The sequence below is a fragment of the Paenibacillus sp. cl6col genome (genome assembly GCF_900102125.1).
In the GTDB taxonomy this organism is placed as follows: Bacteria; Bacillota; Bacilli; order Paenibacillales; family Paenibacillaceae; genus Paenibacillus_B; species Paenibacillus_B suaedae.
This window is the reverse complement of sequence record NZ_FNAZ01000004.1, coordinates 272690-293768: the sequence shown is the minus strand read 5'-3', so window position 1 is coordinate 293768 and position 21079 is coordinate 272690. Positions and strand designations below refer to the sequence as shown.

19 protein-coding genes are annotated in these 21079 nt (G+C 48.7%); 8 read left to right on the top strand and 11 right to left on the bottom strand.

The window, feature by feature from the left end; translation table 11 throughout:
* Positions 1-18: 18 nt before the first annotated feature.
* From BLS15_RS13190 to BLS15_RS13180, 3 genes are all read left to right on the top strand, one after another.
* A complete protein-coding gene (locus tag BLS15_RS13190; protein ID WP_090511916.1) occupies positions 19-1194 on the top strand; it encodes an MFS transporter in 1176 nt (391 codons plus the stop codon).
* A 182-nt stretch (positions 1195-1376) separates the two neighbouring features.
* The gene (locus BLS15_RS13185; RefSeq protein ID WP_021256226.1) at positions 1377-1982 is read left to right on the top strand and encodes a TVP38/TMEM64 family protein; all 606 of its coding nucleotides are present in this window, start codon (positions 1377-1379) and stop codon (positions 1980-1982) included.
* Between the two features lie 182 nt (positions 1983-2164).
* Positions 2165-2449 carry a hypothetical protein gene (locus BLS15_RS13180; protein WP_021256227.1) on the top strand — a complete coding sequence of 95 codons (285 nt, stop codon included), beginning with the start codon at positions 2165-2167 and terminating at the stop codon, positions 2447-2449.
* A 147-nt stretch (positions 2450-2596) separates the two neighbouring features.
* Here BLS15_RS13180 and BLS15_RS13175 read toward each other — a convergent pair whose 3' ends face one another.
* Positions 2597-3379 (bottom strand): sporulation protein, encoded by a 783-nt coding sequence (locus BLS15_RS13175; protein ID WP_090511911.1) that lies wholly within the window; start codon positions 3377-3379, stop codon positions 2597-2599.
* Between the two features lie 306 nt (positions 3380-3685).
* Between BLS15_RS13175 and BLS15_RS13170 the strand changes: the two genes are divergently transcribed.
* Complete coding sequence (locus BLS15_RS13170; RefSeq protein ID WP_051250017.1) at positions 3686-4609, top strand: diacylglycerol/lipid kinase family protein; 924 nt, start codon at positions 3686-3688, stop codon at positions 4607-4609.
* Positions 4610-4682: 73 nt separating this feature from the next.
* Positions 4683-5162, top strand: coding sequence for a large conductance mechanosensitive channel protein MscL (mscL, locus tag BLS15_RS13165; protein WP_021256230.1), 480 nt, complete (start codon positions 4683-4685; stop codon positions 5160-5162).
* 133 nt (positions 5163-5295) lie between these two features.
* Here mscL and BLS15_RS13160 read toward each other — a convergent pair whose 3' ends face one another.
* The 3 genes from BLS15_RS13160 to BLS15_RS13150 form a co-directional block, all read right to left on the bottom strand.
* A complete protein-coding gene (locus BLS15_RS13160) occupies positions 5296-5607 on the bottom strand; it encodes a dipeptidyl aminopeptidase (RefSeq protein WP_090511905.1) in 312 nt (103 codons plus the stop codon).
* Positions 5608-5845: 238 nt separating this feature from the next.
* Positions 5846-6628, bottom strand: coding sequence for a TrmB family transcriptional regulator (locus BLS15_RS13155; protein WP_021256232.1), 783 nt, complete (start codon positions 6626-6628; stop codon positions 5846-5848).
* Positions 6629-6850: 222 nt separating this feature from the next.
* Positions 6851-7609 (bottom strand): hypothetical protein, encoded by a 759-nt coding sequence (locus BLS15_RS13150; protein ID WP_090511900.1) that lies wholly within the window; start codon positions 7607-7609, stop codon positions 6851-6853.
* Between the two features lie 323 nt (positions 7610-7932).
* Between BLS15_RS13150 and BLS15_RS13145 the strand changes: the two genes are divergently transcribed.
* The 3 genes from BLS15_RS13145 (at position 7933) to tlp (ending at position 11356) form a co-directional block, all read left to right on the top strand.
* Positions 7933-10143: an ATP-dependent helicase gene (locus BLS15_RS13145; protein ID WP_254777339.1), complete on the top strand. Its 2211-nt coding sequence runs from the start codon at positions 7933-7935 to the stop codon at positions 10141-10143.
* Between the two features lie 140 nt (positions 10144-10283).
* Positions 10284-10967: a GTP pyrophosphokinase gene (locus BLS15_RS13140; protein ID WP_028533559.1), complete on the top strand. Its 684-nt coding sequence runs from the start codon at positions 10284-10286 to the stop codon at positions 10965-10967.
* Positions 10968-11131: 164 nt separating this feature from the next.
* A complete protein-coding gene (gene tlp / locus BLS15_RS13135) occupies positions 11132-11356 on the top strand; it encodes a small acid-soluble spore protein Tlp (protein ID WP_021256236.1) in 225 nt (74 codons plus the stop codon).
* 90 nt (positions 11357-11446) lie between these two features.
* On the opposite strand, the gene BLS15_RS13130 is transcribed toward tlp, so the two are convergent.
* The 7 genes from BLS15_RS13130 to BLS15_RS13100 form a co-directional block, all read right to left on the bottom strand.
* On the bottom strand, positions 11447-12304 hold the full coding sequence (locus BLS15_RS13130; protein ID WP_028533558.1) for a M15 family metallopeptidase: 858 nt from the start codon (positions 12302-12304) through the stop codon (positions 11447-11449).
* 356 nt (positions 12305-12660) lie between these two features.
* Positions 12661-14049, bottom strand: a complete 1389-nt coding sequence (locus BLS15_RS13125) for a dicarboxylate/amino acid:cation symporter (RefSeq protein ID WP_090511892.1) — start codon at positions 14047-14049, stop codon at positions 12661-12663.
* Between the two features lie 211 nt (positions 14050-14260).
* A complete protein-coding gene (locus BLS15_RS13120; protein ID WP_090511887.1) occupies positions 14261-15061 on the bottom strand; it encodes a DNA alkylation repair protein in 801 nt (266 codons plus the stop codon).
* 137 nt (positions 15062-15198) lie between these two features.
* Positions 15199-17541, bottom strand: coding sequence for a glycoside hydrolase (locus tag BLS15_RS13115; protein WP_028533555.1), 2343 nt, complete (start codon positions 17539-17541; stop codon positions 15199-15201).
* Between the two features lie 264 nt (positions 17542-17805).
* Positions 17806-19104 carry an ABC transporter substrate-binding protein gene (locus tag BLS15_RS13110; RefSeq protein ID WP_028533554.1) on the bottom strand — a complete coding sequence of 433 codons (1299 nt, stop codon included), beginning with the start codon at positions 19102-19104 and terminating at the stop codon, positions 17806-17808.
* A gap of 254 nt (positions 19105-19358) precedes the next feature.
* Positions 19359-20195 (bottom strand): carbohydrate ABC transporter permease, encoded by an 837-nt coding sequence (locus BLS15_RS13105; RefSeq protein WP_028533553.1) that lies wholly within the window; start codon positions 20193-20195, stop codon positions 19359-19361.
* Positions 20195-21076, bottom strand: a complete 882-nt coding sequence (locus BLS15_RS13100; protein WP_021256243.1) for a carbohydrate ABC transporter permease — start codon at positions 21074-21076, stop codon at positions 20195-20197. Before BLS15_RS13100 ends, BLS15_RS13105 begins: the two co-directional genes overlap by 1 nt.
* Between the last annotated feature and the right edge of the window lie 3 nt (positions 21077-21079).

Genomic DNA, 21079 nt, shown 5'->3' with positions numbered 1-21079 from the left:
AGGAAAGGGGCGTTGTATGTGAAAAAAATTCGTGCATTAGGCATGGGAAGGGACATCGTGCTGCTAGCCGTCATCTTATTCTTCGTTGAATTTGTGCGAGGAGCAGCGCTCGTTTCATTCATCCCTATCTATGGCCAAAACATACTGTACATTAGCCTTGCCATTATCGGGGCCGCGACTACCGCACATTACTTGACGGATACGCTGCTTAAGACAGCTATCGGATATTTGCTGGATCGTTTCCCCGCCAGATTGATTATTAATATAGGATTGCTTATTTCACTGACAGGGATTGCTCTGTTCCATTACGGAAATATTCCATGGGTGTTCATCTTGGCAGCTGCCTTATATGGCGTTGGAATATCTCCCGTATGGATTGTCTGCTTAACGAAGGTAAAAGAAGATCAACGAGCTGCCCAAATGGGCTTCCTCTATATGATATGGCTAGTTGGGATGGGCGCCGGCCCTGTCGTGTTGAACCTTATCCTAGACTATAAGCCTGCAATCTCTTATTGGCTGCTTGTTGCCTTGTCCACTGTCGCTTGGCTGCTCAGCTTTTTCGTCGCAGGCGGCAAGCAAGCCGAACGTATTTCCGTTCCATTTCGTGAGCAGTGGGAGGCACTGCGCGAGAAGCTGAAGGCGATCAAGCCGCTGCTGCCCGGCATGATTCTGCAGACACTCGGAGCAAGCATGCTCGTGCCGATTCTGCCCACATTTGTTGCAGAGTCTTTATCATTCACCGAGCACAGAGAATACTCACTTCTTCTGCTCCTCGGCGGCGGCTGTACAGTACTTGGGCTAGTCCCGATGGGCAAATGGTCAGATAAGAGCAGCCGCAAGCCATTCCTTGTGATTGGATTCGGCATATTCGCCTTGACGCTTGCCTCATTGTCACTGCACCCGTCGAAATTGATGGCTTACGGACTGGCCGTGGTTCTCGGCCTGTCATATTCCGCAGTGCTTCCCGCGTGGAATGCACTGCTCGCCCTCTATGTCCCACCTGGTCAGAAGGGACTAGGATGGAGTCTGTTATCCACTGTGGAGGGCATTGGCGTCCTCATTGGCCCCGTTCTCGGGGGCTTTATTGCGAGCGCTACGTCTGCCAGCATGGTCGTATGGATTAGCGCAGCATTGTTCGGCATCGTCTCCATCGTGTATTTGCTGTTTCCATCACGCTGGTTTGCCGAGCAATAGCTTCAACGAACCATTATGCAGCGAGTTTCAGTGAGTTCCGGAAATTGTAATGAGGTTTCTATTTTATCTAATTCATGAACCGCAGTAGATTCAAGACAATGAAACTATTAGAACGCTCATACGTTACATGTACTAAGCAACAGCGTAAGGAACTGTAGTTTCAACATCGGGGGGAACTTGTTTTGTGGGAGTGGATACATAACACAATCAGTTGGCTTAAACATTTGGATATCAATCAAGTCGAGCATTGGATGCAGCAATATTCGAACTTGGGGCCGTTACCTGGCATATTGCTCCCGCTCGTGGAGGCCATCCTGCCTTTCTTGCCGCTTATCGTATTTGTTATGGCAAATGCAGCAGCATACGGCTTAGGGCTTGGCTTCCTCTATTCCTGGATTGGCGCAAGCCTAGGGGCTTGCCTTGTATTCTGGTTGGCTCGTAAGTTCGGCGGCCGGTTCAGCGCTTACCTGCAGAAGAACATGCCTTCATCGCAGCGATTCTTCTCATGGCTGGAGACCAAAGGATTCACACCGTTGTTCATCTTATATTGTTTCCCATTCACACCATCAGCGCTAATCAATATCGCAGCAGGAATTAGCACGATCCCGTTTCGTACATTCATTTGTGCCGTATTTGCCGGGAAGTCGGTCGTCATATTCATCATGGCCTTCATCGGCCACGACTGGCAGGGATTTATCCATCAGCCATGGCGCATTCTAGTCGCGGTTGCTGTTCTGTTCCTGCTCTGGCTCGGCGGGAAGAAGCTCGAAGCTCATTATCAACTCTAGAAGCTGTAGACATCATTTACTAAGGAATCGAATCGCTCATTCTTTGAAATGTTTCCTTTGTATTCATCACAGGATATTTTCAAGTAGGCAGGGCACCTTAATAAGAGCATTCAATGAGGTGATGATCCATCACCTGAAGCTTGACGCTTGCACGCAGCAAACGAAAGGAGCTCATGACCTGCATGACTGAAAATGACCATAAGATGAATCCGATATCGAGGGAGCATGTTGAAGTGGACGGCATCTATGCCAATGAATGGGGACGCGAGGAAGTATTGCACCGCGGTCAGACCTTCCCATCTGATCCTCAGCTTGGTGCTTCGGAGTGGGAGCTCCAGCAATATTTGTTCGACAATCACCACACAGGTGAGACGGATCAGCGGCTTATTGCCAAATCAGATGAGACAAGGCAGAAGCAGTCCAAGCAAACCAGTCCGCGCAAGCATACCGACCGTGGCGATAAATAAGCCGCATATGTTCATACTTCCTTAAAATGATAGGGAGAAATTCCAAGCTGTCTACAGCTCCGAATCTCTCCCTTCGTTATGTATATTCGATTCATATAGCCAATCGGTTGAAGCGTGAGGCAATCTTACCTTGCACATCTGGAACAATTACAAGTGCTGTCGGATCATTTCTGCCAGTTCACCCGCGAAGCCTTCAGCCCCCATGCTGCGCCATTCGAGGTTCGTAAGCGGAAAGCGAAGGAAATGATCAACTGTCGTATCCGTATCTACAAGTATCCCCCGCACATTACGCGCACGTCCATTGAGATAAACGAGCAGTTCTGTCTGGTGTTCTGCCGCCAAAAAGATGAGCTCCATCTCTTCAACTTCTCCGCGAAAATAAGAGGTAGGAATGAATTCGAATTGCTGTACAAATGGGAATTTACCGCCGATTCGTGGGGCATGAATACAGTCCGCAGTCCGCAGTCGGAAGCCAAGTCGGTTCACACCGTCAATTACAATGCTCTGCTCGACCGTAGGGATAATTTCGATTCGATCGTGGTCATTTGGCTCGATGTCGCTAGTACGGTCTATGCCTAGCTCTATCATCAGCCATACAGGGGTGTTATCAATCGTAAGTGGAACCCGACTCGGCAATACAATGGAGAATGACTCATCCTTCGTCTCACTCGTACTTAGCGTGAAAGATTCACAGATTGTATAGCGCTCAAGCTCACAATAACTGCGCTCACTTCGGCCATCCAATTGGCGCGCATACTCCGTCATTAATACAAGCTCAAGGCGCTCGACATACTGTGGGATATGGCCTCCCCGCAGCTTCACAATTCCACGCAATTCCTCGCCCGGTGCATATCTTCCACGTTCCAGAAGCGTATCGATCTGGGCCGTGCCAAGACCAATGCTCCCTAGGAAACGGTTGAACATGGACATTACCTTGTCCCTCCCCTGAACTATTCACATGAGCAAATATGGAAAATGTTTCTTATATCCATTCGACGGCTTCCCCATTTTCCCTTTTCGACACGAGCAAGAAATACTCAATTTTGAACGATGTTCATGAATCTCTCTCACAAACATTTACATTTGATATAAACTTCCTGCCCGAAAATCACCCCAAACAGAAAACGTTCTGCTATTATGGAATAGCAGTAAACAGAATAATAGTCAGTGCAATCTTAATATAGTGCCCGTATGAAACGTCTTGGATTCGGCAAACATGGGAGAGATGGAATCTTGATGCTCTTTGTAATCAATCAACATGCAGGCAATGGAAAAGGGCTGCGCACATGGCAATTGATAGAGTCGCGTATGCAGCAGCTAGAGATCGAATATACCTCCTGCGTGACAGCAACACCCGAAGAAGCAGAGATGCACGTAAGTGCTCATCTTACGAAATACCCTCGTTCTACGATTGTGGTACTCGGCGGAGATGGAACGATTCATCGACTACTGCCAATTCTAGCAGGTACCCAAGCTGCATTAGGAGTTATTCCTGCTGGCTCAGGCAATGATACCGCTCGAGGATTTCATATACCTACTGAACCATTGCAAGCATTGCATACCATTCTTCACGGGCAGCGAAATGCTGTCGATCTGATCGAGATCAACGACAAGTGGACATTGACCGCTTTGGCGACAGGATTTGATGCGGAAGTAGCAGAAGCCGTCAACCAGAGCCGTTATAAGCGTTGGTGCAACCAACTTCGAATAGGCTCCGCTGCCTATTTGATCGGCGCGGTCATTGCGATGTTCACGTTCAAGCCCGCAAGAGCCTCCATTACAATCAACGGTACCATACATCATTTTGACAACGTGTGGCTAACGGCTATCGCCAACTCCTCTTCCTACGGGGGAGGAATCCGTATCAGTCCACAAGCTGACCCACATGACGGAGAGCTGGATATATGCATTGTACACAGCTGCACCCGTTGGACCTTAATGAAGCTATTCCCGACCGTATTTTCCGGCAAGCATGTGAATCTGCCTTATGTCTCGATGCTGCGCGGACATGATGTTCATATCACTTCATCGAACGATCGCGTTGCTTATGGTGATGGGGAACGGATTGGCACTACTCCGCTCCAAGCTGCAATTGGTAGACATAAGCTGCTCATGCTTCAGCCTTCATCAAGTCATCATTACGAATCGAAGATTGTCTAAAAAAACTGTTTCTGTATCGCGATTAAGGGTAAGTATTACATGGTAATGCCTACATGAGAAAGGGGAACCATTCGTGGGAGAATCAAAAGTCAAATCATTTTTCGGAGAATTTAAGCAATTTGCAATGCGAGGCAACGTTATCGATCTAGCAGTCGGTGTTATTCTCGGCGGTGCCTTCAATAAGATCGTGACTTCGGTTGTCAACGATCTCATTATGCCTCCACTCGGACTGTTGATGGGCGGAGTCAACTTTAAGGATTTGTTCCTTAACTTGAGTGATCAAGACGTATCGTCATTGGCGCAAGCACAAGCAGCGGGAATTCCCGTTATCGCATACGGCCAATTTATTAGTATTATTATCGACTTCATCCTTGTGGCCTTCTCCGTGTTCCTGCTTATTAAAGGGATCAATGCGCTTCATCGCAAGAAGCCCGAAGCACCAGCAGAAGAGACAACAAAGTCTTGCCCGTACTGCCTGTCGGAAATTCCGAAGGAAGCTACTCGCTGCGGACACTGTACTTCTATCCTGAACGAGTCCGAAGCCAAAGCGTAACGAGCACGTACGGCAAGTTCTCCATTTAAGATCATTCAACAAAAGACCTTCTTGCTGCACCACACCATCCTCGTGATGATGTCTGTAGGAAGAAGGCCTTTTTTGTCCAATCGGATATAGCGAGACTACATGGCTATATGGAACGGTTCGGCTTGCTCATAAGCTGCTCCGCAATCGCGCGAAGCTGCATATCTGGCGTATATACTTCCTCGCCCATATCCACTTTTTTAATCCGAATTTCTTCTACATCTGTACCCGCGCGATCTGGCTCGAAGCGAAGCGCTGCTTCATCCGTACAATGAACTTCATACCCCATCATGCGCAGCATTTCCTGCACATCATCCACAGTTGGCTTCTCTTTATCCGGTGTCATAACTAGGCCGCGAAGCTTCGCGATCTCGTCAGTTCCGTGATGAACAACTTCAAAATGTACAATGCACTCCATACGATGCCCTCCTCTTGCTGTCTCTTAGCGAAGCTGTCCTTCCTCGTATCTTCTCCGAAAGAAGATCGGCACATACTTTACATGCATATGAAGTCTTTCAACATCCATTACATGTATCTATGTCAAACACCGATTTGGCTTGCTGGTATACTAGTCGTTCCGATATGTTTCTATACGTAAAGATACTTTGACCGGTTTCGGGTTTTGGTCATTTTTCACTTATCTGTCACGATTGATGTTAATCAAAATACGATGAGATGACCGCTTGGATCCGCTTGTTAAATGCCTCTGCATCTTCAGCCCCCATCTCGCTTTGCCATTCGTACAATACGAGATCCTGTACGAACTTCCCTAAGACAAGCCGGGTGATCGCTGCATGCTCTGTAAGCAGTGCCTTCGTTGCCACACCTTCCCCCATTGACCCAACCAATGCTTCCTTACGATCAATAATAAATGCAAAAGGACGCGTGTGACGCATGCCATCTGCATCGAACAAGGAAGGCACCCGCATACTTGCATTGTCCTCCGAACCCGCGATGGACCACAGCACCTTCACTCCCCGCGCCTCAGCAAGTGCCAAGTGCTCCCGAATTAAGGTCGCATCCTCTGGCCACACATCTGCGATAATTTCCAGCTTAGCCTCCTGCAGTACGCGTTTCACGGTCTCGATAACCGCCCGCTCACCTTCGATACTGTAGAACGAAGTCTCATCCGCTTCTGTCACGGGCATGTGCTCCCGAATATAGTGAAGCGATGAATCTAATCGAGAGGCTAATATGCGCGTCAATTCCTCCGGCTGCAATGCCGCATAGTGAGAGGGTTCTCCATCCCGATGCAGAATGACTCCATGATCAACGAGCCGCTGTAATGCTGCATATACATTGGAGCGCGACACGCCTAGTTTCTTAGCAACCTCATACCCCGTCATCGCACCTTGTTCGGATAGACTGACAATAATTTTAGCTTCCATCTCGGTAAATCCCAATGAACGTAAATGTGTAATTAGACCTTGACCTTCCATCGTACTCCTCCTGCTCTAGGTGTCTCCTTACTCGTATTGCTCGTACAATGAAAAAGAGGCCGCCGTATTTCCATAGATGGCAGGCCCCTATTGTCATTCCATGCATATAAGCTGACTGATACACATTTCCCCATTCCCAGTTTAGACTTCTTGCAGCTGGGTTGTTGTCAGTCTGTACTGCCTCAACTTACGCGAAGTGAATGGTGCAACGGAACCAGATGCTTATACGAATGGCGTCCCGCACCGTTCACACCATTTGGCTTCCTCGTCTGCCGTGCTGTTGCAGTTCGAACAGCGTCGACCCGCTATTTCTTCTTCTTTCATAATGGTAATTCGGCGACCGCCGACCGTTACGTTCAAGTCATCATGATCTCGATCGGCCGCTCCACCTTGTTTAAGCCGGCCTTGATCGGAAGATGCACTGCTCTGAGAGTCTTCCGCATGCGGCTCCAATACATGATCATCTTCTTCCTCTTCCTCGTACGTATAGTCATGCTCCTTATAATCGGTATGTTCCGGATAGCGCACAGCCTCTTGAGCAGCCGCCGCCTCCTCTTGTTCTTCCCGCTTGGCCTTCAGGAAGGCCATGCCGAGCTCATCAATCTCTTCTTCCTCCATTTGTGGCGGCTCTGGCAGCTTGCGTCCGCATACCGAACAATAATTAGCCGAAAATGGGGCAATTTCGCCGCATTCGCATCGCTTCTGTTTACGCAGCTCGCTTACCTTCCAATCCAGAAGCTTCATTTCTTCTTCAACGAGCAGATTCAGCTTAGCAATTTCCTTCAAACCTTCCTCCGCAAGTGTTAAGTCATTCTTTTTATAGGCATCATATACGAGTTCGCCGATATCATAGACATTCTGCTTCCATTCTTTGCGCTTAGCTACTATTTGGGCTTGAACCCGGTTCATTTCCATCATGTTATGCGCTTTTTCCGATGCTTTGGAAGCACCATCTTTAATTACTTGTATAAAGCGGTTCATCCCAATATCTCCTTTCAACTGCCATTACGGCAGAATTCCTCTGTTAAACTAATAAACGCAGTATTAGCGATGTGAAACCCATCGCCACAACCATGCGCTATTCTCTGCCTTGAACTTGTCATTACACGTCTTCAACAACAACGTATGCATGACTCAGGCAAAACATGTATCCCTGTCCGCTGCCTTGCTAGAACATGTATAATATCATGTAACGCTTATTTCTATCATAAAGGAGATACACCATCATGACCACTCCTTCTTCATCAGAAACGGTCAGGGCCCAGTGGCGTTCTCATCCATTTGGTATAAAGAGGGAACAACCCGTGCCTACAGCGCGATCGGCAGACCCATACACAGCTTCTCGCCATGATCGCGCTCAACCGAGCAATGAAGGCAACGGTGCCCTTCCTGCATCTGCAGACTTCTTCGCTGCGTTAGAGCGACAAGGGATACGTCTGCATGACGCACAGCGGGATGCAGTACGCCATATAGACGGGCCCTTGCTCTGCTTGGCAGGAGCTGGATCTGGCAAGACATCCGTGCTGACCGCACGCGCTGCCTATTTGATGACCGTCGGTGGAGTATCACCTGAGTCGCTATGGCTGGTCACTTTCACCAATAAAGCTGCGCAAGAGATGCGAGTGCGCCTTGCCAAGCTGCCCGGCGTTACACGCGATATGGCTCGCAGGGTTCAGGCACGCACCTTTCATTCTTTCGCTCTCAAGCTGCTGCAGGCTTATGCGCCTCCCTTCCAACTGATGGCAGAGGAACGCAGACGGCATGGCTTGATGAAGCGTATACTACGAGAGCTCGGGCTGCATGATACCCTGCAAGCCGAGACGGCGCTCGCTGCGCTCTCCTCGCTCAAATCACGCCGCCTGATGCCTACTGATTGGAAAACAACAAATGCAAGTGAACTCGATATGCGGCGTGCGCTTATTCGCTTCGAAGAACAGAAAGCGCAGCAAGGGTGCAAAGACTTCGATGACCTGCTGATCGATCTTCTACGGCTGCTGGAGGAAGACGCTAACTTGCTTGAGCGTCTCCGCCACCGTTTCCAATATGTGCTTGTAGATGAATTTCAAGATACGACGCCTGTGCAGTATGAACTACTTCAACGAATTACCGGCGGGCACCAAAACTTAGCCGTATTCGGTGATGATGATCAGACGATATTCACTTTTAATGGAGCAAGCCATCGTTATATCACGGAATTTAAAAATCAATACCCTGCAGCGAAGCAGGTTACGCTCGACTTTAACTTCCGATCTACACCAGCCATTGTTGGCCTAGGCAATGCGGTCATTGCCCATAATGAAGAGCGGCTGCCGAAGCAGATGAGAACTCCAACTGGCGTTCATGTCGTGACAGATAAGGAGCATGCACCAAGTGCGCCGCGCTATCTTCGCCCCCGCGATGCGGAGGAAGAGGCACAGATTATCACCGATCATATTCAAGCAGCTGTTAGTGCCGGTACGCATACGTGGCGAGACTTTGCTATCCTGTACCGAACAGCGAACACCAGCCGCGCACTCATTGAATGCTTGACGATACAGGGCATTCCATTTCGCCAGTTCGGAGCCGAGCCGTTTTTCTATGACCATAACCTTGTTCGCCCGCTTATCGACCATCTTCGGCTGTCGCTTGCCCCGCGTGAGTTCAGCGCACTGGACAGCGCTGTTGCCGCACTATATATCCCGCGGGAGACAGGCATGCAATATCTGATGGGAGCAGAGCGGAGCAAGGCCAAGAAATATCCGCTTATCCATCTGCAGAGCTGGGACAAGCTGCCCTCCTTCCAGCGCGAGGCCGTCAAGCCACGCATTAAGCTTATTAAGAAGCTGGCTGCGATGAAGCCATATATCGCGCTACGAGAGATGCGACGCGAATTCTATGACAAGTTCACGGCTGCATCTTCTGGAGAACGATCAACCGCTCATCAAGAAGGGGCAGCGGATACGCTTGAGGAATTGGAGTCCTCAGCCAAGCGCTTCGATACTGTCGAGGCCTTCCTGAAGCATATTGACGAGTTGAAGGAGAAGTATGTTGCGATGAACCCCGAGTATGGAGCACAGCATCGAACAAACAGCTCTCTGTCTTCTGGACGAGCACCAATGCAGGCAGGGACAAGAGCTCCTTCCGCGATGCAACGTGCAGAGGATGGGGATCTGGAGGATGCCGTCACCTGCATGACCATTCATCGCGCCAAGGGCCTGGAGTTCCCTGAAGTATTCCTAATCGGTGCGGCCGATGGAATTCTCCCTCACCGCACAGCGCTTCGCAAGGGAGCCCCGCCAGACCGCTCGGCGGCACTGCGAACAGGACCACGAGCAGAACAGATGCATGACATCTCCCGTCCTGAGGCGGAGAACGCAAGCACGAATGATACGCTCCTTGAAGAGGAACGCAGGCTTGCTTATGTGGCCGTAACGAGGGCACGCGAGCAGTTGTACATCAGTTCCCCAGCAATCGTGCATGGACAGAAGGCTGAAATAAGCCAACTGCTCCTGGATGCTTGGAACATCGTCATATAGGGTTGCGCCCGAAAGTTGAGTTTTGAAATACACACCCTTTATCCAGTACAATAGGATCAGATGCTATGTTGTTATTTAGGAAAAGAAGAAAAACGACGAATAACCGATTACTATACCGTGCTAAATTGAGGGGATATTTCATGTCCAAAACCGATATGATTATGAAGCAATACGAACAGGTAAAGCAGTTGCCTACCTTGTATCAGCTTGCATTGGAAGAACTGGAGACTAAGATCAAGGTCATTCAAGCGGAATGGAAAATACGCAATGGTTATCCGCCCATCGAACATATTAAGACGCGTCTGAAGGAGCCTAACAGCATTTTCAGCAAGCTGCAGCGCAAGGGCTTCCCATTGACGCTCGATTCCATCGTTGACAAAATATATGACGTAGCAGGCATGCGTATCGTCTGCGCCTTCGTTAAGGATATTTATCTCATACTCGAACATTTAAAGACTCGTGAAGATATTCGTATCGTGGAAATCAAGGATTATATTAAAAATCCGAAGAGCAATGGGTACCAGAGTCTCCATGTCATCGTTCAAGTGCCGCTCGTATTATTCGAGGATACACGCTGGATTTATGTAGAAATTCAGCTTCGTACGCTTGCCATGGACTTCTGGGCAAGTCTGGAGCACATTATTTACTACAAGTTCGAACAGCACGTTCCGGCTCATGTAACAGAAGAGTTAACCGAGGCCGCAAGAGCAGTCGATCAGTTGGATCGGAAGATGCTGGAGCTGCGCAAAGAAATATTATCGTACAATCACGAGGATTGGGCGAACACGATTCAGAAGGGCTTGCCTTGGGAGAATGCTCAATAGTGCTAATGCTCCCCATGGGCAGTGATGATGTTCATCTCTGGGATGAGAAATGGTTGGATAAAACACGCACCATTTGCACATCGTAACGATGACGCCGGAGGACTTGATCTGTCATGTTCACCGGCGTCAACCGATAACTGTCATCACGAAGGAGGACCACGAACATGGCCAAACCCGATGATCGCTCTAACAACGCAGCTCGTCTGCAGAATGCAATTGATAACACATCGAGCAAACTGCATGAAACTGAGCAGTATTTAACTGAGCATGCTGAAGAGATTAGCGCGACAGAGCGTCATAACTTGCAAGCCAAGAATGAGCGCCGCCGCCACAGCATCGAAGGGTTTGCGGCTGAGAAGCGTGACGAGCAATCGAACGCTTCCTCGTAGTGCACCCAATCGTTGACAGATGAATCGAATGAAGAGAGGCTGAGCTTGAAATCCAAGCTCAGCCTCTCGTATTAAGTAATATAATTTGTATTATTGCAGTAACTGTTCTAACGTCAATTTTTCGTCATAAGCTGCCTTCGCTGCTTCCTTGCCAACATAGCGGACATGCCATGGCTCGTACACATAACCGGTAATGCTCTCCCCGTCCTTCGGATAGCGAATCATGAATCCGAATTCGTGAGCGTGTTCAGCCACCCACTTTCCTTCATTCGAATCACCGAATACCTCTTCCAGTACATCGCCTACACTTGGACTCGATAAATCCATCGTGAGGCCCGTCTGATGCTCGCTCGTTCCAGGAACTGCGCTAACGCGGGCCGCATATTCCTTCCCTTGCGTATTCACGTAATGATTGAATAGGGATTCCTGACGCTTGAAGGAACGGTAACCTGATACGGCATGCAGCGTCACGCCCTCTTCCTTCGCCTGCTTGAACATCTCCTCAAGCGCCTCTGCCGCTTCCTTGCGCATATGACGCTTCTCATGTGCCTCTTCGAAGGAGAACTTCACATTCGGCTCCACAAGATCCGGCGGCTCATAACCATCTGGCAAGTAACGCTCCTTATTGACCACAACGAGGATGGACTCCGGATTCGTAACAACCGCCTTATCGCCTTGCTGTTCAATCGTGGAGCTGAGTCCGTATTCCGATTTCAGCTTGGCTGTAACCGATGATGCGTCATCGGTATTGGCGGAGCCATTCTCTCCTTGACCCTCTCCGCTTCCTTCTCCCTGCTTATTATTATCCGGCGCTGGTGTCAATGCCGGGTCAACTTGTTCTTGTCCAGATGTTACTGCTGCCTTGTCCGTGCTTTGGCAGCCGCTGAGCAGAATTGCTGTTCCCAGAGCAAATACAAGACACTTCGCAGTCATACTATGCTGACTCATTGGTATTTCCCCTCTCCCAATCTATCAATTGCAGATTGAGAGTCTATTATATCGCAATAGAATTGGTATTGCGAATAGTACAGATGTGATACAGATGCTCTTTATAAAGTCATCTGCGAGGGTTATAAAGCTTCTCCTTTGGGGTGACATACAGGTATAACTTAGGAATGGAATTACGCAAGCATCTAGTGGCACTCCTATGACAGGCGGCACATCTTCCAATAAGCCAATTAGTGGGATGACTGGCGATGTGAAGGAACGACTACGACCGACCGCAACCCAACCTTCCTAAGGCTCTCATTAAAAAAAAGAGTGCCTTCTAGCTGCAGACTAGAAGGCACTCCTCTTCCTCGATGCTATACGTTTACAGTGTTATGACTGTTCTTCGCTTCTCGTCCAACTTCAATATCATCATCCTCATCACGATTGAAGGCCTCTCGATCGAACTCGCCTTCACTTTTGCCAACCAGCAAGGACGCAACCGTTGTGCCTGTCGCATTAACTGCCGTACGCGCCATATCTACGATTGCATCTACACCAAGAACAAGTGCAAATCCTTCAATCGGCAGGCCTGCCTGAACGAGCACGACAGTCGTCGAGATGGACGCTGGACCCGGAACACCCGCTACGCCAACAGAAGCTAACGTTGCTGCACCAATGATGAGCAAGTAATCGGCAATATTCAAGTCAATACCGTATACGCGGGCAATGAACACAGCAACTATGGCCGGATAGATTCCACCGCACCCGTTCATATTAATCGTGGCGCCAAGCGGAGCCACAAAGCTGGCAATTCGATCAGACACCTTCATTCGCTTCGTAATCACTTCTAGATTCACGGGCAGTGTTGCGTAGCTGCTGCGGGTCGTAAAAGCAACTGCAATGGTCGGATACGCCTTCTTGAAGAAACGAATTGGATTTACACGCGCACCGAAGGTGACAAGCGACCCGAAAGTCACAATCATATGAATCAAGCACGCCACATAGACCGCTATAATAAACCATGCAAGCTCCTTCAAGGTCGATAATCCATACTTGGCGGCCATCGAGGTCATAAGCCCGAACACACCGTATGGAGTAAGCTTAATAACAAGTTTCGTCACACGGAACATAACATGGGAGAAAGATTGAAAGAAGGCGCGAATCGGCTGTACTCGTTCGGGATTGCGCAGCCCCTCTAGTGTAATCGCCACTGCAATGAAGGCAGCAAATATGATAACCGGCACGACCTTACCCTGTGCCATCTCATTGATCGGGTTGGAAGGTACGAGATCAAGCAGCACTTGCTTGAAAGTTGGGATCTCACGTTGTTCGAACCCCTGCGCCGCTTCCGAGCTCTGAGCAATACCAGAACCAGGATCAATAACCAGAGCTGTTCCGAGACCGATAACAGCCGCGATAGCAGTCGTAATCAGGAACAACGCAATGGTCTTCGTTCCAAGCTTCTTCAATACGTTCGGATCCTTCACAGAGGTAATACTCGAAATAATAGCAGCAAATACGAGCGGCATGACAACCATTTTAATTAAGCTGACATAGATAGAGCCTAGAATACTGACATCTGCCGCAGACTTTCCGAATACCGCGCCGAGAGTCAAGCCAAGCGCCATGGCCAGCAGTACGCGAAGGCCGAACCCAACTTTCTTCTTCGCAAGCCACCACAGCAAGATAACGAGCAGCAATGCAGCCCCCCAGCTCGCATAGACATTCCAGTCTTGCAGGGTGATCCAGTTCTGTTCCTTCATCATCATAACCCCTTCATCTATTTATTATAACAATTCCAAGTTGTTTAATTGGTATTATAAAAATAGGGACGGAACTCGTCAATACTTTTTATATGAATGGATGTACTGGATATGAATGTATTTGCTGGATAGATATGAACTAGCTTGCCTCCAATACGGATCTGTACAACTAGACCAAGCTGCTTGCCACACTGCCGCACTTACTGCTGTATTACCTGCTCTCCAATCTCTTCAATGCCTCACGCCGGCTTAGCGGCATCAGCGCATGCAGCTCTACATAATCCCTTACCCATTCTGGATTTGTCTTCGCATACTCACGCAATGCCCAGCCAATGGCCTTCTGCAAGAAAAATTCCTTCGATGCAATATGCGTATGAATCGCAAGATGCAGCAAGTCCGTATTCGTCTGAGCTTTGTATTTCAACTGAAACAGTATCCCTGTGCGGTTCAGCCACATCTGATCCGAATGAATCCAGCGATCAGCATATTCCGCCCAAGCCTCAGGGTATCGCTTCATCACCCCTCCCATTGTGCAGGTTGCCAGTCCATCAACCGTATCCCACCAAGATCGGGTTACAATGAATTGCTCGATTCTATGTATATGTGCTAAATTGAAAAACTTCACTCCACCTTCTAATAGTCCCATTGCAACATAAGCAAATTCCCGCTCCTCCAGATTCCACAAATGCTGAGCTGCATGCAATATCTCTTCTGCAGACTTCGGCTTACCGTACAACTGCGAATGCTCTTTAATCAACATCTTACGTACAGGCTGAGGGACACCAAGAAACGGGAACTGATCGCGCATATAAGCGGACATCGCTGCCGCTCTGTCTGGATTGGCACTTGCGCGCAAGGCTTCAATAAGTGGTTCGATTGGATACACGCTCATGAATATCTCTCCCTTATATCGACGAGTTGCAATCGTTTGAAAGTCGGTAGCTGCCGCCCAAGTCTTATGCCAACCATACTCCCAACGAATTAATAGACCATATAGATATTCTCCCCGCATCCCCCATCAACCTTCCAAACTCACCTGCACCTATAGCACAGGAGCAGTAGCATGAGCATGGCAGTTGGCATACAACTTACGCATGGCAGCAAGCATACTACTCCTGTGCTACGTTTCTTCGTTACTTTGCTAATAGATTATTTCGCCATAAAAACTGAACCTGCCTCGAAGACAACGCGCTGCTTCCCATCGAGAATAAGCGCTGACATTGCCTTCACTGTATCTGTACCATAGGAAATATCCTTATCGGAGAAGTTAACGACGACTTTCAAATCCTCCCCATACTGAGCCGACTGAACAAGGCGATCCGAAGACAGCACCTCAAATGCGGTCATCTCCCTCTGCACAGCCTTCGCATGGAAAGGTGACCATACCCTCAGATATGATGTGATCGAACCTTTATGATTGTCCCATTCTTGCTTATCAAGATGATACAGCGGCGGAACATTGTACAGCAGCTCGTACAGCATGCGTGCTGTCACCTCATCCTTTATTTTGAGGCTTCCCCATTCCCAGTGATGGGTTGTAATGACCGAATCGTTGTATACCAGCTTGAATAAAGGCAGGGAGTACACCGGATCAATATAAATATGCTGGTACAGTTCCTTAATCGGGATCTGCTTCGCATATTTGCCCGGAATACCGCCGTCCGGCGACCAATAGGCTCCTACATAATAGGGGCTGTTCTTATCTTCGCGCATATCCTTATCGATCCACTTGATAACCGGGGTTTCCAAGCCATGCGCGAAAGCAATCACGCTGCTGGCAAAGTCGTTCCCACCCTCGGAGCCAATGACCATATGCTTCTCCTTCGCAATATAATTCATGCGCTCAAGGCGTGCCTTCCGATCTTGCTCCTGCGTCGTGATATGTCCAGGGGTGTAGTCATCATAAATTTCCCCTGTTGCATCACAATCAATGAACCACGTATTATACAGAATGTGATCCTGCAGAATCAGCTCCATGCGCTGCTTCACACTAGGAAGTGATAAGGTCGGATTCAACTTGCGTCCGCGATTCAGGAATCCCCCGATCTTGACCCCCTTCTTATTGGTAATCGTAGCTTCTTCATACAGCGAGGCATCTGGGAAGTACGCTGTATTCCAGTCCTTGTTCTCTTCCTTCTGGATCGAATGATACGAATCATAAGGCCCTATTAAGTATCCAAACTTCGAAGCATTCTCGACGAAAGTTGGATTCATTAATCCATCTGCCCAGTTCGGCAATCCAATCCACGCCTTAGCAATACCGAACTGCCTCATCTCAGAAATGATCGCACTAGACTTATCCTGTCCCCATGCTGAAGGATCGTCCAGCGATTCTCCGAATGCATGTTTCAATAAGCGCTTGTTCAGTTCATACAGCTTCTGTTCACTTAGCTTGCTAACACCAGCAGAGACAAGCTGCTGTGATTCGGCATCCAGCTTCGGAAATTGATCCGCTTGATACAACTGCTCCAGCTTCATCACCTGGTTCAAGGCTCTGACCATGACCCGCTTCTGGTATGCATACACACCATCCTGCCTGCCTTCTGACAGCGCATTTCGCAGCTCTTGACCACCATCCTCCGTAAATTGATCCGCCAGCTTCGCAATCCATGACCATATCGGTTCATTAAGCTTCTTCTTCATGACAGGCCAATGGATATTCGTCTCATCCAGCGCTTGGCTGTTCCACATATACATATGCGGAGCGCCATATAGCTTCTCAATGTCCGGATTGTCCTTCGCCTTCTCCGCAAGTGTCTTGAAGTCATGCTGCTCCTTCACATATTCCCGGTACAGTTTCGCAACAGCTACCGGATCATTGTCCGTTACATATAAGCGGAATCCATATTCTTTGTTTGGATTAATCGATGGGAACTCATGCGTAAACGCCATCTCAATACTCGGTTCTGTATGGAACGAGACTTCATTGTTAAAGGGATTCTCGACCACATAGAGCAGGCCGAACTTGCTCTTATTGAGCGCCATGAAATTCATCGAGAAGGACTCGCCCCATGTCATCGTCTCTTCGTGAAGGAACTTCTTCCAATTCGGATCTTGGGCAGGGATTCGCTTGCCTTCCCATAGCGGCAGCATGTAGCTGTCTGCTTGTACCGTCGGCCATGCGAATTGCTCCGCTCCGATCGATTGAATGCGAATGTCCAGATACCCCTCCTTCTTCTGTAGAATTACCTTGACCTTATCATCTGGATACGTCCATTCTGTACGGTCAATCATCTGCTTCATATCACGTACATTCCGTGGCTTGATCGGGACAGAAGCGTGTTCCTTAACGCCGCCATGCTCGATCACGATATCAAATGTTGCCGGGTCAACCTGGTACGTGAATTTACGATAAGCAGCCTGTATGGCTTGAACAGGGTTGGATACCGCTACTGCACTATCTTCCACCTTGGCTACCTCTTGTTGACTGCAGCCTGTGAACATGCTTACAGCCATAGCTGCTGCAATCGTTGTTAGTAATCCTCTTCTCATCTGTGTGCATGCCTCCTTCATTACCGCTACTCCCCCATACCATCAATAGAACACAGAAGTATTCCCTCGGGCACGAAGGTAGCGAATTGAATGCATGCCACATCATATCGTCCCTCTGTTACACCAGTGTGACAAACCTCGAAATGCAAGTATTGTGAGATCACCTGCCCCAAATTGACTGCCTTTTAAGTCAAACCTGTGATGAAAACGCTAACCTGTGGCAACAACAAAGCGGCCTCTAGATAGAGGCCGCCGCATTTATTGTTACTTTTTCAGATTATCCCAAGCCTTCTGGAAGTCAGCGAACATTTTGTCCTTATCCGACTTGCCGGCAATATAGGCTTGAATTGCATTGCCGAATTCCTGTGTTGCGCCGTCCGGATACTTGAACCAGTTCCAGCTCAGCACTTTGTTGTCCTGGCTGTACTTCACCACTTCTGCGGCAATGTCGCCAAGGTCATCCGCTGTCGCCTGAATCGTCGACATCGCAGGAATGAACTTGAACTGCTTCGCAATGTATTCCTTGCCGATATCAGAAGATACCATCCAGTTCAAGAATGTCTTCGCCTCTTCTTTCACCTTCGAGTTCTTGTTCACTACCCAGTTGTTCGGTACACCGACGAGGAGCTTATCGTTCTTCGCTGCATCATCATCGATTGGCATTGGGAGTACACCCAAGTTCAATTTTGGATCAATGCTGTCGATTTGAACTTGTGTCCAGTTGCCTTGCTGCATCATCGCCGTCTCACCCTTAGCAAACAGCGTTACTTGTGTATTGTAGTCCGTAGTGAGCGGATTTTTATTTCCGTATTTCACCGTCAGATCGAGCAGCTTCACCCATTTCTCGAATTCCGGGTTGCCTTGGAACTTCGCACTGCCATCACTAAGCGCCTTAATAAATGCATTTGGGTCTGCTTGTTGTGCAAACGGCACGTTCAAGTTGTGAATACCGAGAATCCACCATTCCTGATAACCATTCGAGAAAGGTGTAATGCCCGCTGCCTGAAGCTTCTTCGCTGCGTCTTCAAGCTGAGTCAGCGTCTTCGGCATCTCTGCAATGCCTGCCTTCTGGAATAGATCCTTATTGTAGATGAAGCCGTATCCCTCTAAGTTCATCGGCATGCCGTACAGCTTGCCGTCCTTCGTCATAGGCTCCTTAGCAAGAGGAATGACATCCTTCACCCATGGCTCTGCAGACAAGTCTTCCAGATGATCTGCCCACGTAATCATCTCTTGATAGCCGCCATTGTTGAATATATCAGGAGCATCGTTGCTTGCGAACTTCGCCTTCAATGCTGCGCCGTAATCCGCACCGCCGCCCACTGTCTGAATATCGAGTTTAATATTCGGATGAGTCTTCTCGAACTCGCCCTTTAGGCGGTTGAGTGCCTCAGCAATTTCGACTTTGAACTGAAATATTTTAACTGTCTTTACTTCTTGATTGCCTTTTCCTTGATCGCCGCCAGAGCTCGTTGTTCCTCCATCGCCCTTCGATCCGCAGCCCGCCAGCATGACGGATACCGCCAACATCATTAACAAAGACCATTTCGCAACTCGCTTCATTGCAAGACCTCCCTTTGTCTGCTTCCCTTTTCATTCATTCGGTTGCTATACCAATCTCCTCACTGTACCATTTCCACATGTTCCACAACTCATCCGTCGGAACCATCAACAATCCCAGCAGCATAAGTGGCTAAGGTGAACTGCCAGTGGCTCTTATCGCTTGCTGCATCTTGATTATAGCTCTTGTTTTGCAAACGGTTACAGAGAGAGAATTGACCGATCAGGTGGAATTCATTGATCGATTCGTGTACTAATTACCCTTTGACCGATCCGGCAGTAATCCCTTCGATAATATACTTCTGCATCGCCAAGAAGAAGATTACGATCGGCGTTATACCAAGCACGAGCGCCGGCAGTGCGAGATCCCACTGCTTCGTGAACTGTCCGAAGAATGCATATGTTGCGAGCGGAATCGTCCGCAGGCTGGCACTCTGCAGCATAAGTGAAGGCAGCAAGTAGTCATTCCAGATCCATAAGCTGTTCAGAATCGCAACCGTAACGAACATCGGCTTCAACAGCGGAAATACAACCTTCCAGAATACGCCATAGGGAGAACAACCATCCACCACAGCAGCTTCTTCAATTTCAAGCGGAACGGATTTGATGAAGCCGTGGAACAGGAATACCGACAGCGGCGCGCCAAATCCAAGATAACATACAACCAGCCCTAGCATACTATCGGTCAGCTTCAACGTTCCCGTTACCTTCACGAGGGGAATCATGATCGATTGAAACGGGATGACCATCGCCGCGACGAACAGCATGAATAACGTTCGGTTGAAGCGCGTATTATGGCGTACCATCCGATATGCCGCCATAGCGCTCGTTAAGCCTACAAGCAGAACGCTTACTACCGTAATAAGCAATGAATTGGTGAATGCTTGCGGGAATTTCGTCATTTCCCATGCCTTCTGATAGTTCGCCCATTCGAACGATGCCGGCCAGCTTGCCGCGTTGGACAGCAGATCTCCGAAGGACTTCACCGAGTTCACGAGCAAGAAGTAGAACGGGACAAGGAAGACAAGTCCCACAATAACCATCAGGACTTCTAAAATAAAGGCTCGCATATTGTATGATTTAATGGCTTCCATTACATATCAACCTCCTTGCTCTTCGTGATGCGCACTTGGATGAGCGTAATGGCAGAGACAATCAAGAAGAATACGAGCGCCTTCGCTGTGCCGAGGCCGTACCGATTGTTCTGGAATGCTTCTAAGTAAATGTTAAGCGCAACCGATTCTGTTGATTTGAACGGGCCGCCCTTCGTCAGGGACAAGTTCAGATCGAACATCTTGAACGACCAAGAGATCGCCAAGAACAAGCATACCGTTACAGCCGGCATAATCAGCGGGATGATAATGTTGCGCAGCACCTGTCCCCGGGTTGCCCCGTCAATTTCTGCGGCTTCCAGCACGTCTTTGGGCACATTCATCATTGCTGCAATATAGATAACCATCAAGTAACCGGCAGTCTGCCAGACAAATACGATAATGATTCCCCAGAAGGCCGTTGTCTCGTCACCGAGCCATGGCAGGTTGAAAAATTCAATCCCCGTCATCTCTCCTACCGCTGCAAATCCCTTAATGAAAATGAACTGCCAGATGAAGCCAAGCAGCAGCCCCCCGATGACATTCGGCATAAAAAATACCGTCCGCAGCACGTTGCGCAGCTTCAGTTGTCGGGTCAAAATATAAGCCAGCGCGAAGCCGAATAAGTTCGTTAGTATAATGCCGACGACCGTAAAGCGTGTCGTAAACCAGAAGGCTGGGAAGAAATCCGAGTCCTTCGCAAATATTTGAATGAAATTATCGAGCCCTACCCACTTCACAGTACCCGCGACTCCATTCCAATCGGTGAAGGAATAGTACATGCCGAGCACAAAAGGAATTGCGACGATAAGGGTAAAAAAGAATGCCGCAGGTCCGATGAAAAAGACTTGCTGCAGGGCTTGAGATGATCGTTTACGCGACATCCG

Excerpts from the sequence above, each read along its gene's own strand:
- BLS15_RS13180 (WP_021256227.1), top strand. The coding sequence starts at position 2,165 with ATGACTGAAAATGACCATAAGATGAATCCGATATCGAGGGAGCATGTT.
- BLS15_RS13175 (WP_090511911.1), bottom strand. The coding sequence starts at position 3,379 with ATGTCCATGTTCAACCGTTTCCTAGGGAGCATTGGTCTTGGCACGGCC.
- BLS15_RS13170 (WP_051250017.1), top strand. The coding sequence starts at position 3,686 with ATGCTCTTTGTAATCAATCAACATGCAGGCAATGGAAAAGGGCTGCGC.
- BLS15_RS13160 (WP_090511905.1), bottom strand. The coding sequence starts at position 5,607 with ATGGAGTGCATTGTACATTTTGAAGTTGTTCATCACGGAACTGACGAG.
- BLS15_RS13155 (WP_021256232.1), bottom strand. The coding sequence starts at position 6,628 with ATGGAAGGTCAAGGTCTAATTACACATTTACGTTCATTGGGATTTACC.
- BLS15_RS13150 (WP_090511900.1), bottom strand. The coding sequence starts at position 7,609 with ATGAACCGCTTTATACAAGTAATTAAAGATGGTGCTTCCAAAGCATCG.
- BLS15_RS13140 (WP_028533559.1), top strand. The coding sequence starts at position 10,284 with ATGTCCAAAACCGATATGATTATGAAGCAATACGAACAGGTAAAGCAG.
- tlp (WP_021256236.1), top strand. The coding sequence starts at position 11,132 with ATGGCCAAACCCGATGATCGCTCTAACAACGCAGCTCGTCTGCAGAAT.
- BLS15_RS13130 (WP_028533558.1), bottom strand. The coding sequence starts at position 12,304 with ATGAGTCAGCATAGTATGACTGCGAAGTGTCTTGTATTTGCTCTGGGA.
- BLS15_RS13125 (WP_090511892.1), bottom strand. The coding sequence starts at position 14,049 with ATGAAGGAACAGAACTGGATCACCCTGCAAGACTGGAATGTCTATGCG.
- BLS15_RS13120 (WP_090511887.1), bottom strand. The coding sequence starts at position 15,061 with ATGCGGGGAGAATATCTATATGGTCTATTAATTCGTTGGGAGTATGGT.
- BLS15_RS13115 (WP_028533555.1), bottom strand. The coding sequence starts at position 17,541 with ATGAGAAGAGGATTACTAACAACGATTGCAGCAGCTATGGCTGTAAGC.
- BLS15_RS13110 (WP_028533554.1), bottom strand. The coding sequence starts at position 19,104 with ATGAAGCGAGTTGCGAAATGGTCTTTGTTAATGATGTTGGCGGTATCC.
- BLS15_RS13105 (WP_028533553.1), bottom strand. The coding sequence starts at position 20,195 with ATGGAAGCCATTAAATCATACAATATGCGAGCCTTTATTTTAGAAGTC.
- BLS15_RS13100 (WP_021256243.1), bottom strand. The coding sequence starts at position 21,076 with ATGTCGCGTAAACGATCATCTCAAGCCCTGCAGCAAGTCTTTTTCATC.